11 protein-coding genes, 1 pseudogene and 1 riboswitch are annotated in these 11,342 nt (G+C 65.6%); of the genes and pseudogenes, 6 read left to right on the top strand and 6 right to left on the bottom strand.

What is annotated here, in order from left to right; translation table 11 throughout:
- From RJQ10_RS14850 to RJQ10_RS14830, 5 genes and pseudogenes are all read right to left on the bottom strand, one after another.
- Window positions 1-456: pseudogene (locus tag RJQ10_RS14850) on the bottom strand (zinc-dependent metalloprotease); the annotation flags it as partial.
- A gap of 4 nt (window positions 457-460) precedes the next feature.
- Entirely contained in the window at window positions 461-1,519 is a 1,059-nt protein-coding gene (locus tag RJQ10_RS14845; RefSeq protein WP_350147969.1) for a 3-deoxy-7-phosphoheptulonate synthase, read from the bottom strand.
- Window positions 1,520-1,586: 67 nt separating this feature from the next.
- Entirely contained in the window at window positions 1,587-2,162 is a 576-nt protein-coding gene (locus RJQ10_RS14840; protein WP_350147968.1) for a nucleotidyltransferase family protein, read from the bottom strand.
- Window positions 2,159-3,118, bottom strand: coding sequence for an XdhC family protein (locus RJQ10_RS14835; RefSeq protein ID WP_350147966.1), 960 nt, complete (start codon window positions 3,116-3,118; stop codon window positions 2,159-2,161). The genes RJQ10_RS14840 and RJQ10_RS14835 overlap by 4 nt, the downstream gene beginning before the upstream one ends.
- Before the next feature lie 14 nt (window positions 3,119-3,132).
- Window positions 3,133-3,642 carry a DUF501 domain-containing protein gene (locus RJQ10_RS14830; RefSeq protein WP_350147964.1) on the bottom strand — a complete coding sequence of 170 codons (510 nt, stop codon included), beginning with the start codon at window positions 3,640-3,642 and terminating at the stop codon, window positions 3,133-3,135.
- A 116-nt stretch (window positions 3,643-3,758) separates the two neighbouring features.
- A riboswitch (cobalamin riboswitch) is annotated at window positions 3,759-3,920 on the top strand.
- Between the two features lie 101 nt (window positions 3,921-4,021).
- Between RJQ10_RS14830 and RJQ10_RS14825 the strand changes: the two genes are divergently transcribed.
- The 5 genes from RJQ10_RS14825 to RJQ10_RS14805 are packed head-to-tail and all read left to right on the top strand — an operon-like array spanning window position 4,022 to window position 9,198.
- A complete protein-coding gene (locus RJQ10_RS14825; protein WP_350147962.1) occupies window positions 4,022-5,881 on the top strand; it encodes a TonB-dependent receptor plug domain-containing protein in 1,860 nt (619 codons plus the stop codon).
- A 12-nt stretch (window positions 5,882-5,893) separates the two neighbouring features.
- Complete coding sequence (cobO, locus tag RJQ10_RS14820; RefSeq protein WP_350147960.1) at window positions 5,894-6,505, top strand: cob(I)yrinic acid a,c-diamide adenosyltransferase; 612 nt, start codon at window positions 5,894-5,896, stop codon at window positions 6,503-6,505.
- Window positions 6,498-7,535, top strand: coding sequence for a FecCD family ABC transporter permease (locus tag RJQ10_RS14815; protein WP_350147973.1), 1,038 nt, complete (start codon window positions 6,498-6,500; stop codon window positions 7,533-7,535). The genes cobO and RJQ10_RS14815 overlap by 8 nt, the downstream gene beginning before the upstream one ends.
- Window positions 7,532-8,311, top strand: a complete 780-nt coding sequence (locus RJQ10_RS14810) for a heme ABC transporter ATP-binding protein (RefSeq protein ID WP_350147958.1) — start codon at window positions 7,532-7,534, stop codon at window positions 8,309-8,311. Before RJQ10_RS14815 ends, RJQ10_RS14810 begins: the two co-directional genes overlap by 4 nt.
- Window positions 8,308-9,198 carry a cobalamin-binding protein gene (locus RJQ10_RS14805; protein ID WP_350147956.1) on the top strand — a complete coding sequence of 297 codons (891 nt, stop codon included), beginning with the start codon at window positions 8,308-8,310 and terminating at the stop codon, window positions 9,196-9,198. Before RJQ10_RS14810 ends, RJQ10_RS14805 begins: the two co-directional genes overlap by 4 nt.
- Here the strand turns inward: RJQ10_RS14805 and RJQ10_RS14800 are convergent.
- Window positions 9,195-9,887: a YIP1 family protein gene (locus RJQ10_RS14800; RefSeq protein WP_350147954.1), complete on the bottom strand. Its 693-nt coding sequence runs from the start codon at window positions 9,885-9,887 to the stop codon at window positions 9,195-9,197. The two genes, RJQ10_RS14805 and RJQ10_RS14800, sit on opposite strands and share 4 nt — an antisense overlap.
- 150 nt (window positions 9,888-10,037) lie before the next feature.
- Here RJQ10_RS14800 and RJQ10_RS14795 point away from each other — a divergent pair, with 150 nt between their 5' ends.
- On the top strand, window positions 10,038-11,267 hold the full coding sequence (locus RJQ10_RS14795) for a hypothetical protein (RefSeq protein WP_350147952.1): 1,230 nt from the start codon (window positions 10,038-10,040) through the stop codon (window positions 11,265-11,267).
- Window positions 11,268-11,342: the final 75 nt, after the last annotated feature.

Here is an 11,342-nt window from a genome sequence, read left to right as displayed (position 1 = left end):
ATCGACCAGCAGGCGCCGGCCGGTAACCGCAACTAATTTAAAACCGGCGATGGCGGAGCGGGCAAAGGCCTCCTCTACCGCCAGCCGCTCGTCGTCATTGGCGCTGCTGGCGGTGAAAGCCGGGTTGTCCGCCAACAGCAGGACCCTGTCGCCGACGCGGGTAAAACGCGCCAGGTGGGTCGCGCCCAGCTGGCCGCGATCCAGACCCAGGTCGTTGGAGCCCACCCCCCGGGACAGGCTGCTGACGTAGATGAAGGGCTGGTCGGGCTGGGCGATTTCCAGGTACAGCCGACCGCGCTGATCATCCCAGTAGAGATTGTGAAAGCCTGGCAGGTGCTGCATACCGCGGGTGTGGGCGGCAATCTCCGGCAGCTTCGCCGCGGAATCATCGCTACGGTCAACACTGCAACCTGCGAGCAGGACACCCAGCAGCAATGGCCACAACCAGCGCGCCATGGTCTCAGGCCGCCTGCCGCCGCGCACGGACCGCGGCGGCCAGTTCCCCGAGCAGTGTTTCCGTATCGTCCCAGTTGATGCAGGCGTCGGTAATACTCTGGCCGTAGGTCAGGGACTGGCCCGCCACCACCTCCTGGCGCCCCTCGACCAGGTTGCTCTCTATCATGATGCCGAACACGCTGCGACTGCCACGGCCCACCTGGTTGCCGATATCGCGGATGACGTCCCGCTGCCGGGCGGGGATTTTCCGGCTGTTGGCGTGGCTGGCGTCAATCATGATCCGGGCCGGCAGGCCCGCCTTGGCCAGCATGGCGCCGGCGTCGTCGACCGAGAACATATCGTAATTGGGGTGTTTGCCGCCGCGCAGGATGATGTGGCAGTCCTCGTTGCCGGCGGTCTGGAAAATCGCCGAATGGCCGTGCTTGGTCACCGACAGGAAGTGATGTGGCTGGGAGGCAGACTTGATGGCATCGATGGCAACCTGGATATCGCCATCGGTGGCGTTCTTGAAACCGACCGGGCAGGACAGGCCCGAGGCCAATTCCCGATGCGTCTGGCTCTCTGTGGTGCGGGCACCGATGGCACCCCAGGCAAACAGGTCGGCGACATACTGCGGGCTGATCAGGTCCAGGTACTCGGTACCGGCGGGCAGCCCCATGTCAGCCAGGTCCGACAGCAGCTGCCGGGCCAGGTGCAGGCCCTTGTTGATCTGGAAGGTGTTGTTGAGATCCGGGTCGTTGATCAGTCCCTTCCAGCCAACGGTGGTACGGGGCTTTTCGAAGTAGACCCGCATGACCACCAGCAGCTCGTCCTGCACGGTATCCGCCACGGCCTTCAGCCGGCGCCCATAATCCAGCGCCGCTGCCGGATCGTGAATGGAACAGGGACCGACCACGGCCAGCAGGCGGTCGTCCTCGCCAGCCAGAATGCGGTGGATACCGTGGCGGGCGGCTGCCACGGTGGCGGCTGCGGTATCACTCACCGCGATATCGCGAATGAGCTGCTCTGGCGCCACCAGTTCGTTGATGCGCCGTATGCGCAGGTCGTCGGTGTTGGTTGTCATGATGCTCTCGGACAGATTCAAAGTAGCCTGCCAATATACCACTCGCAGCGCCCTGAGTGCAGCGCAGTCAGGTCAACAGTTCCGCCAGTGACCGGAGCGCCGCCGGAGAGTCCACATCGCGCAGAATGCCGGGGTCAGCCACAGGCAGGCGCAGGCGGTGGCTGGCCATGACCAGGTCGCGGGCGCCGCGATCACCGTCCAGGCCGGCGAGATCGGCAAAGAAATCACGCCCGAATCCCACCGGGTGTCCGGACTTGCCGGCAAAGGTCGGCGTGACGATGACGTCCGCCGTCACCGCCTCTGCCACCTGGCGAAAGGTCGCGGGATGGATGACAGGCATATCCGCCAGCGCCACCAGCAGTCCGTTCCAGTCCAGCGACTGGTTCACCGCGTCAGCCAGGGTTGCGCCCATGCCACGCGCGGCGCGCTCACATTCCAGGACCTCGACCCCCGCGCACAGCAGACTGTCTCCGAGCCGGTCGTCCCCCGGCCGCAGACAGACGCGCAGCGGCAAGCCACTGCGCTGGATCGAGGAGACGGCGGCGAACAGCAGGGACCGGCCGTCCGCCATCAGGGCCAGGCGTTTGTCGCTGCCAAAACGCTCGCTGCAACCCGCCGCCAGCAACAGCACGCCGACGGTCATTGCCGCCGACGCCGCAGCTGCACCAGCTGTGCCATGATGGACACGGCAATTTCCAGTGGCGTCTTGCTGCCGATATCCAGTCCCACGGGAGCGTGCAGCGCCGCCAGACGGTCCTCCCCCAGCTCCAGCTGGCGCAGGCGCTGCAGCCGCTTCTCCGTGGTCCGGCGCGAGCCCAGGGCGCCCACATACCAGGCATCGGTAGCCAGGGCCTCCATCAACGCCATGTCATCGATGCGCGGGTCGTGGGTGAGGGTAATCACGATACTGTGGCGGTCGCTGGCGTGCTCGCGAACCGCATCGTCAGGCATACCCGCCAGCAGCGGCACGTCCGGCCCCTGCCACTGCTCGCGCATCCGCGGCCGAGGATCCACCACCAGCACTTCGTAGTCCATGGCCAGGGCCAGCTCGGCCAGGGACTGACCCAGCTGACCCGCCCCGACCAGCAACAGGCGCATCTGCGGACCAAAGGTCTGCTCCAGCCTGGCGCCGTCGAAGTACAGGGGAGCGTGTTGTTCCTGGGTGCAGGTCTCGGTCTCGCCGCTGTCCAAAGCAACAGCGCGCCGCAGGCAGCGCCGGGTGGCCATGGCCGCCAGCGCTTGTCGCAGCCAGGCTGCGTCCCGATCGGCACTCAGGCGCTGAACCAGGACCCGCAGCCGGCCGCCACAGGGCAGGCCCAGCCGTTCATTTTGCTCCGCGGTAACTCCGTACTCGATCAGCTCGGCCCGGGCCACCGGCATCGCCCCCGACTGGAGGCGCTCCAGCAGATCTTCCTCGATGCAACCACCGGACAGGGAGCCCACCTGGTCGCCGCGACTGTTGCAGGCCAGCAGTGCCCCGGGGGGGCGCGGCGAGGAACCCTGGGCCGCGACAATCGTGCACAACCAGACCGATGGCGCCGAGGGCTCCAGCAGCCAGCCCAGGGCACTTTCGAGGATCGCCTGCTCCGGTATCTGCATCAGCGGCACCCGTCCTATTCGGCGACGGCGACGGACGCCGCCGCCCAGTGCCGGTCCAGCAGGCCACCGATGGTATTGGGCACGACCAGGTGCGCCGCATACCAGGTGTGCAGGCAGCGTATTCGGGAGAAATCGGCGATACCGCCGATTCCCCGCTGTTGCAGCACGTCCGCAAAACCCGCCGCCTGCAGGGCGCTGCGGTCATCCTCCGCCAGGTAGCTGTCCCGCAGCCGTATGTGGGCCTCGTGGTCCGCGCGCATGGAGGCCTGCAGCCCGGGTTCGGCGTTGACCCGGGCCTGGAAGTCCTTGATCAGTCCCCTCGCCTCTTCCTGGTCGATACGATAATTCAGCGCCGCGTCAACCAGCCAGAACAGGGTCGGAAAGGGTTTGCCTTCCACCAGGGAGGCTACCCGGATGACGCGGGGGCGGCCGGCGCCGTCCACCACCGGAATCGCCTCCAGGCCCCGGGGTTCTCGGCCCAGCAGTGTCGCCACCTGCGTCCACTGTGTTGCGGTAAATGTCATCGTGCTTCCCGTACCGGTTACCAGCCGTACATTCTACGGTAAACAGACGTCCGCGTAAGGCGTGCGAGGTACCCGACAAAATCTGGACAATTGACAGCCAGGGTCCAAGTCACTACAGTGCGCCGCGTACCAGGTGCCCGCCGCCGGTGTCGCTTGACACGGCTGGGCGGGTTAAATGGGAAGTGTGGTGAGGCCTCCGTGCCGATGCCACCGCTGCCCCCGCAACGGTAGACAGCACCAGCTGTGAGCCCGATACCTGCCTGGCACAAGCAACGATGGAGCGGAGGGCTTCATTGAAGGTTGCCTGATGCCACTTCCGCATTGTGTTCCCTGGATCCCCTCCCTCAATCGCCACACTTTCCTGGCATTGAGGTACGACATGAAACCACACGCACTCGCCAGCGCCGTTGCGCTGCTGACCACCCTGCCCGCTTGGGGCGCCGACCAAAACCCGCAGCAACTGGAAGAGATCGTTATCAGCTCTTCCCGAATCGCCATGCCGCTGCGCGAGGTTGGCACCTCAATCTCGGTGATCGACGCCGGGGAAATCCGTGCCCGGGGCTTCATTTCCCTGCAGGACATCCTGCGCAGCCAGCCTTCCGTTGCGGTGAGTAACAACGGCGGCCCCGGCAAGGTGTCCTCGCTGCGGATTCGCGGTGAGGAAGCCTACCGGACCCGCATTCTGGTGGATGGCATCGATATCTCCGACACCTCCGCGCCCCAGGTTGGACCCCGGGTAGAACAACTGCTGAGCAGCGGCGTGCAGCGGGTGGAAATCCTGCGCGGCCCCCAGGGCCTGATGTACGGCGCGGACGCCGGCGGGGTTATCAACATCAGCACACGCGCACCGGGTGACGGCTTTGGCGGCGACCTGAGCGCGGAGTCCGGCCGCTACGGCAGCCAGCAATTTGCCGCCAATATCGGCGCCGGCAATGCGACCGTGGATGGCAACCTGTCGCTCACCGACTACCGCAGCGACGGCTTCAATTCCCGCACCACCGATACCGACCCGGCCGACGACGACGGCTACGACAACACCACCGTGCACGCCCGCGGCGGCTGGAATGTCAGCGAGCAACTGCGACTGGAACTGGTGGCCCGTGACGTCGACGGCGACAATGCCTACGATGGCTGCTTCACCAACGACACTTTCGCGCCCAGCAACCGCTGCAGCGACAGTTTCTCGCAGCAATCCTGGCGCGCCGCTGCCAGCTTCCGCGGTGAGCAGCTGCAGCACGAACTGGCCTACAGTTACAACAAGACGGAGCGCCAGTACTTCACCGCAGGCCTGCCGGGCTTCGGCACCGAAGGCACGTTGGAGCGGGTCAGCTATCTGGGCAGCTACGCTCCGGCGGATAGCCTGCAGCTGGTCTATGGAGTGGACCACGAAGAGCAGACCCTGGATGACGGTACCTTTGACACCGAGCGCGACCAGACCGGTATCTACCTCGAATACCAGGGTCGTATCGGTGACAAGCTGTATTTCACCGCCGGTGGCCGCTACGACGACAATGAGGATTTCGGCAGCCACGATTCCTACCGGGTCAGCGCCGCCTACCTGGTACCGGTGGGCGCCAGCGAACTTAAGTTCAAGGGTGCCTGGAGTACCGGTTTCCGGGCGCCGAGCCTGTACGAAATTGCCTACAACAACAGCTTCTTTGCCTTCCCGCCGGCTGCAGGAGCAAACTTGCAGGAAGAGCGCAGCGAGGGACTCGACCTCGGCGTGGGCTGGTACGGTCCCACCGGCCTGCTACTGGAGGCGATCCTGTTTGAGCAAACGGTGGAGAACGAAATCTTTTTTGACCTTGCCGGCTATTCCGGCTACCTGCAGGGCAGCGGTGACAGCGACTCCTCCGGGGTTGAGCTGATCGCCGAGCTTCCCCTGCCCCTGCAGCTGCGCCTGCAGGGCAACTACACCTACAACGACACCGATACAGCCGCGGGCGGCCACCGGGTCTACCGCCCCCGCCACCTGGCCAATCTGGGCCTGCAGTGGCAGGCGCTGTCCAGCCCGCTGGCCCTGGGACTGCAACTGCGGGCCTCGCGGGATGCGCGCGAGTTCGACGGCAGTGCGGTTGACAGCTATGAGGTTCTGGACCTGAACGCGCGCTACACTCTGGCAGCTGGCTTCGAGGTCTACGGCCGGATCGAGAACCTGCTGGACGAGGATTACCAGGAAATCCCCAGCTATCGCAGCAGCGCCAGGGCCGCCTACGCGGGGCTGCGCTACTCTTTCTAGGAGATCACCCGGATGAGCGACAACGAGCGCAAGAACGAACGCCACAACAAGGCCATGGCCAAACAGAAAGCCAGTGTCGACGCCAGTATCAGTGCCGCCGATACCGAGCGCGGCGTCGGAATCCTGCTGACCGGCAACGGCAAGGGCAAGTCCAGCTCCGCCTTCGGCATGGTGATGCGCGCCCTGGGCTATGGCTACAAGGTTGGCGTGGTGCAGTTCATCAAGGGTGAACAGCTGTCGGGCGAGGAAATCTATCTGCGGGAAAAGTGCCCGGAGGTGGAGTTCTACCAGATGGGCACCGGGTTTACCTGGGATACCCAGGACCGCAGTGGCGATATCGCCGCCGCGAAACGGACCTGGGAACAGGCCAGCGCCATGCTCGCCGACCCGGCCTACCACCTGGTGGTTCTCGACGAACTCACCTACATGCTGGCTTTCGACTATCTGCCCGAGGAAGTGGTACTCGGCGCCCTGGCCAACCGCCCGCCGGAACAGAGCGTGGTGGTCACCGGCCGCGGGGGCGGCAAGGCGCTGCAGGACATCATGGACACGGTCTCCGAAGTGAAGGAGATCAAGCACGCCTACAACCACGGCATCAAGGCCCGACGCGGCGTTGATTACTAGTATCACCCAGCGCCGCCACCGCGCCCGTCAGCTGCTTGTGGCGCTGGCGGCGCTGCTGCCGCTGGCGGTGCTCACGGGGCTTGCCAGCGGCGCGGTCAGCCTGGGGCCGCTGCAGGCATTGCGGGCGCTGCTGGCAGGGGACGATGGCAGCCAGGCGGCAATGATCGTGCAGCAGCTACGCCTGCCCCGGGTACTGCTGGCCGCGGTCATGGGCGCCACCCTGGCGATGAGCGGGGCGGCCATGCAGGGCCTGTTTCGCAACCCCCTCGCGGACCCCTCGCTGATCGGCGTCACCGCCGGGGCCTCCCTCGGCGCCTCGCTGCTGATCGTGCTCGGCGGTGGCCTGCTGCAGGGACTTGTCGGCCTGACTCTGGTGTCTCTGGGTGCCTTTGTCGGCGGTGTACTCGCGGTGCTGCTGGTGTATCGCCTGGCCAGCTCGGAAAACGGTACCTCGGTGGCGACGATGCTGCTGGCCGGCATCGCCATCACCGCCCTGGCCGGCGCAGTGGGCAGCCTGCTGGAGTTCTTCACCGACAACGAGCGCCTGCGCCAGATCAGCCTGTGGAAGATGGGGGGCCTGGACGGCGCCAACCTGCCGCGACTGGCACTGGCGAGCCTGGTCGGCGGGTCCGTGCTGCTGGCCCTGCCCCGCTACGCTCTGGCGTTGAACACCCTGCTGCTGGGAGAATCGGAAGCGCGCCATCTCGGCATTGATGTGAACCACACCAAGCTGGCGTTGATCGGCTGGGTAGCGGTCGGGGTGGGTACGTCGGTGGCCCTGGTAGGCACCATCGCCTTCGTCGGCCTGGTGGTACCCCACGTTGTGCGCCTGTGGATCGGCCCCGACCACCGCTACCTGCTGCCTGCTTCCGCCCTCGCTGGCGCCACCCTGCTGGTGGTCGCCGATACCCTGTCCCGGGTAATCCTGGCGCCTACGGAGCTGCCGGTCGGTATCATTACCGCGCTGATCGGGGTGCCCTTCTTCATCTCCCTGCTGCGCCAGCGGCACCATTACGGCATGCAGACATGACGGTGCTCGCGCTGGACGGCGTCAGCGCCGCACCCTGGGGCGAGCCGTTGCTGGTGGACATACGCCTGCCGGTATCCGCGGGTGAAGTTGTGGCGCTGATCGGACCCAACGGCGCCGGCAAATCCAGCCTGCTGCGACTGATCGCCGGGGACTTCAGCGCCAGCGCCGGCACCCTGGAATTCGGTGGGCGGCCCCTGGCCGACTGGCCGCGGCGACAAATGGCGCAGCATCTCGCGTTCCTGCCCCAGTTGTCGCTGCTGAACTTCCCCTACACGGTGGAAGAGGTGGTGCTGCTGGGGCGCACCCCGCACGCCACCGGTGCGCGCGCCGACCGCGACATCGCCCACCATGCACTGGGGGCAACGGATACCCTGGGACTGCGTAATCGCCTCTATACCCAGCTCTCCGGCGGCGAGCGACAACGGGTGCAACTGGCCCGGGTATTTGCCCAGCTGTGGGACAGCGACGACATGAGTGGAAAACTGCTGTTGCTGGATGAACCGACCGCGGCGCTGGACCTGGCCCACCAACAGCAACTGGCGGGAGCCATCGCCGGTATCGCGGGACGGGGCTGCGCGGTCCTGCTGGTGGTCCACGATGTCAACCTGGCGGCCGCCGTTGGCAGTCGACTGCTGGTGCTGGATCGGGGTCGACAGGTGGCCAGCGGGACTCCCGCGGAGGTACTCACAGCGGCACTGTTTCGCGACCTGTTTCACGCCGAAGTGCTGGTGCAGCAACACCCGAACGGTCGCCAGCCACTGGTCATTGGCCTGTGAACGCCTGCCGGGGCCTGCTCTGCTGCCTGCTGCTGGCGCTTGCCGGCGCCGTCCGTGCCGAGCCGGTCAGCGTGGTGGATTTCATGGGCCGCACGGTCACCCTGCCGGCGCCGGCACAGCGCATTGTCGCGCTGGCGCCGCATATCGTCGAGAACCTGTACAGCGCGGGCGCAGGCGACCGCCTGGTCGGGGTGGTGAGTTTCAGCAACTTTCCCGCTGCGGCCCGGGACCTGCCCCAGGTCGGCTCCTTCAATGCCTTTAGCCTGGAGCAGATCATCGCCGCGCAGCCGGACCTGATCCTGATGTGGGGTTCAGGCAATGGTGCCGGCGCCCTGGCCAAACTGCAGCGACTGGGCATCCCGGTGTATGTAAGCGAACTGCGCCAGCTGGCAGACATCCCCGCCAGCATTCGCCTGCTGGGCGAACTGGCCGGCACCGGCGCCAGCAGCGAAGCAGAGGCGTTGCGACTGGAACAGGGGTTCGCGGAACTGGCCCGGCGCTATCGCCACGCCCGCCAGGTTTCCGTGTTCTACCAGATCTGGCACGACCCTCTGCAGACCATCAACGGCGAGCACCTGATCAGCCAGGTCATCGCCCTGTGCGGCGGGTACAACGTGTTTGCGGATGTCGCCACCCTGGCACCGAGGATCAACCTGGAATCTGTGCTGGCGCGCGACCCGGATGCCATCGTCGCCGGCGGCATGGACAGCGCCCATCCCGAGTGGCTGGATAACTGGCATCGCTACCCTGGCCTGAGGGCGCTGCAGGGAGGCCTGCTGGTAGTCAACCCGGACCTCATCCAGCGCCCCACGGCGCGGGTGCTGGCTGGCGCCCGGGACCTCTGCGCGCAGCTAGAGGACGTGCGCGAAATACGCTACCGCGACTAGTCGCCCCGATCGTCGGGTGCCTTGTTCGCGCCCTCTTCCAGCCCTTTCAGGAACTCACCCATCTTGCGGCCCGCCTCTTCCGGTGACAGGTCCTCAATACCCTCGAACTGGCTGCCCATGTGTGCCATGCGCGCTTCGATCTGCCGCGCAGCGCGCTCGCTGGCAATATTCGACAGGATCATCAGCGCCGCCAGGATCCCGAACACGATCTGGGCAGTCCTGCGCTCGCGGCCGTGCACCGACACACTGGCCTCGATGATCAGGAACGTGGCCCAGGCAATCATGACGATACTGCCAATGTAGGGCACAATCGACAGCAGTGCCGTGATCGGGTAAATGGCCGCAACTGATGCCTGGCAGCGGAACGCTGTTTCATAGCTCTCGCCGGAACCCATGAGCTTCCAGATGACATACAGGATGGCGGCACCGATAAATGCGCCCACCACGGCAAAAATCGGCATGATGATGATCGCGCCCAGACCCGCCGCCAACATGCCCGCCGCCGAACCGAAAAGTGACAGCACCGCTGTGATCAGCCCCATCACAGCGCCCATGACCGCGACGAATATCACCGGTGGACCAAAACCACCGGTCTTCGGCATGGTCTGGAAGTAAGCCACCGGATTGGTAATCACCGCCTTCGCCTGCTCGATCACCTGGTTGATGTCGAAAGTTGTCTGCTCGCTCATGGTACCCGACCCCCTGATCGTTTGTTTGAGTGGCACGGCGCAGTTGCCGCTACAAGGATAGTAGGAGCTAGTCGCTACAAAAGCCACCGGGATAGTCTTGTCCCGGCGGCGCTGGTATCCTGCGACGGTATCTCCTGCCCCAGGTTTGCCATGACCCTTCGTTTCTACATTACCTCGCTGCTGTCACTGCTGTTGCTGTCTGTCGCCGTGCCCGCCCGAACTGCCGAGTACGAGCTTCTGTACCGGGCCACCATCAGCCCCGACAGCGAAGTCGCCAGGGTCGAAATCCGCCTGAACGGTAACAAGCTGCCCCGGCGCCTGGTGCTGCACCTGAACCCCGAGCGGCATCTCAAGGTCCGCAGCGATGCCGGCCTCACCGTGGAGGATGACCGCGCCACCTGGAAACCGAAGGGACCGCAGGCCAGCCTGCACTACGATTTCGTCATCAGCGAACAAAAGGCCAGCGGCAGCTACGATTCCCTGCTGACCGCTGACTGGGCCATTCTCCGCAGCGACAAGCTCATTCCCCCGATCACCGTCAGCGTGGCGAAAGGTCTGACCGCCAGGGCCCAACTGCAGTTCGAGCTGCCTTCGGACTGGTCCTCGGCCGCGCCCTACGCCAGCACCAGTGACAGCAAGCACCACTATGAAATTGTCGACCCGGGGCGACTGCTGCCACGGCCCAAGGGCTGGTTGATCCTCGGCAATATCACCAGCCGCCAGGACGTCATCGCCGGAGTGGATGTCCGGGTCGCGGCGCCCGCGGGTCAGGGCAGGCGCCTGCAGGACACACTGGCGTTCCTCGCCTGGACACTGCCCGACGTCAAGGCCGTTTTCCCGGGCTTCCCGGACCGGCTGCTGGTGGTCACCGCCGGCAAGCCCATGTGGCGCGGCGGCCTGTCCGGCACCCGTTCGCTGTTCATGCACGGTGACCGGCCGTTGATCAGCGGCAATCGCACCAGCAGCATGATCCACGAACTGGTGCACGTGGCGACCGGCATCAACGGCGGCAAGGACGCGGACTGGATCGTCGAGGGGCTGGCGGAATACTACGCCGCCAACATCCTCTGGCGATCGGGCGCACTCAGCGATCTGCGTTACCAGCAAACCCTGGACTGGAAGGAGGAATGGGCAGGCGAGGCCGACACCCTGTTTGTCAAGCGATCCTCGGGCCCGGTTACCGCCCGCGCCGCGGTGTTCATGCATCGACTGCACCTGGCCCTGCAGGAGGCCACCGATGACGCGGCTGGCCTGGACGATGTGGCACGGGAACTGGCCCGGGACCGGGGGCGGGTATCACTGTCGCAGCTGCAAGAGATCGTCCATGCCCTGGCCGGCAACAAAGTGGACGTCGATGCGCTCATAGCCGGCCTGGAATAGCCCGGGGCTCAAGCCGGAAAAGCGCAATTTTCCCACCGCGGAAACCCTGTCCGGCGCTATTCCGCAACACCGCTC

Origin of the sequence: Haliea sp. (genome assembly GCF_040222615.1) — a bacterium.
Taxonomy (GTDB): domain Bacteria; phylum Pseudomonadota; class Gammaproteobacteria; order Pseudomonadales; family Halieaceae; genus Haliea.
The sequence above is the reverse complement of the archived record's forward strand: the minus strand, read 5'-3'. Positions and strand labels throughout refer to the sequence as shown.

Excerpts from the sequence above, each read along its gene's own strand:
- RJQ10_RS14845 (WP_350147969.1), bottom strand. The coding sequence starts at position 1,519 with ATGACAACCAACACCGACGACCTGCGCATACGGCGCATCAACGAACTG.
- RJQ10_RS14840 (WP_350147968.1), bottom strand. The coding sequence starts at position 2,162 with ATGACCGTCGGCGTGCTGTTGCTGGCGGCGGGTTGCAGCGAGCGTTTT.
- RJQ10_RS14835 (WP_350147966.1), bottom strand. The coding sequence starts at position 3,118 with ATGCAGATACCGGAGCAGGCGATCCTCGAAAGTGCCCTGGGCTGGCTG.
- RJQ10_RS14830 (WP_350147964.1), bottom strand. The coding sequence starts at position 3,642 with ATGACATTTACCGCAACACAGTGGACGCAGGTGGCGACACTGCTGGGC.
- RJQ10_RS14825 (WP_350147962.1), top strand. The coding sequence starts at position 4,022 with ATGAAACCACACGCACTCGCCAGCGCCGTTGCGCTGCTGACCACCCTG.
- cobO (WP_350147960.1), top strand. The coding sequence starts at position 5,894 with ATGAGCGACAACGAGCGCAAGAACGAACGCCACAACAAGGCCATGGCC.
- RJQ10_RS14810 (WP_350147958.1), top strand. The coding sequence starts at position 7,532 with ATGACGGTGCTCGCGCTGGACGGCGTCAGCGCCGCACCCTGGGGCGAG.
- RJQ10_RS14800 (WP_350147954.1), bottom strand. The coding sequence starts at position 9,887 with ATGAGCGAGCAGACAACTTTCGACATCAACCAGGTGATCGAGCAGGCG.
- RJQ10_RS14795 (WP_350147952.1), top strand. The coding sequence starts at position 10,038 with ATGACCCTTCGTTTCTACATTACCTCGCTGCTGTCACTGCTGTTGCTG.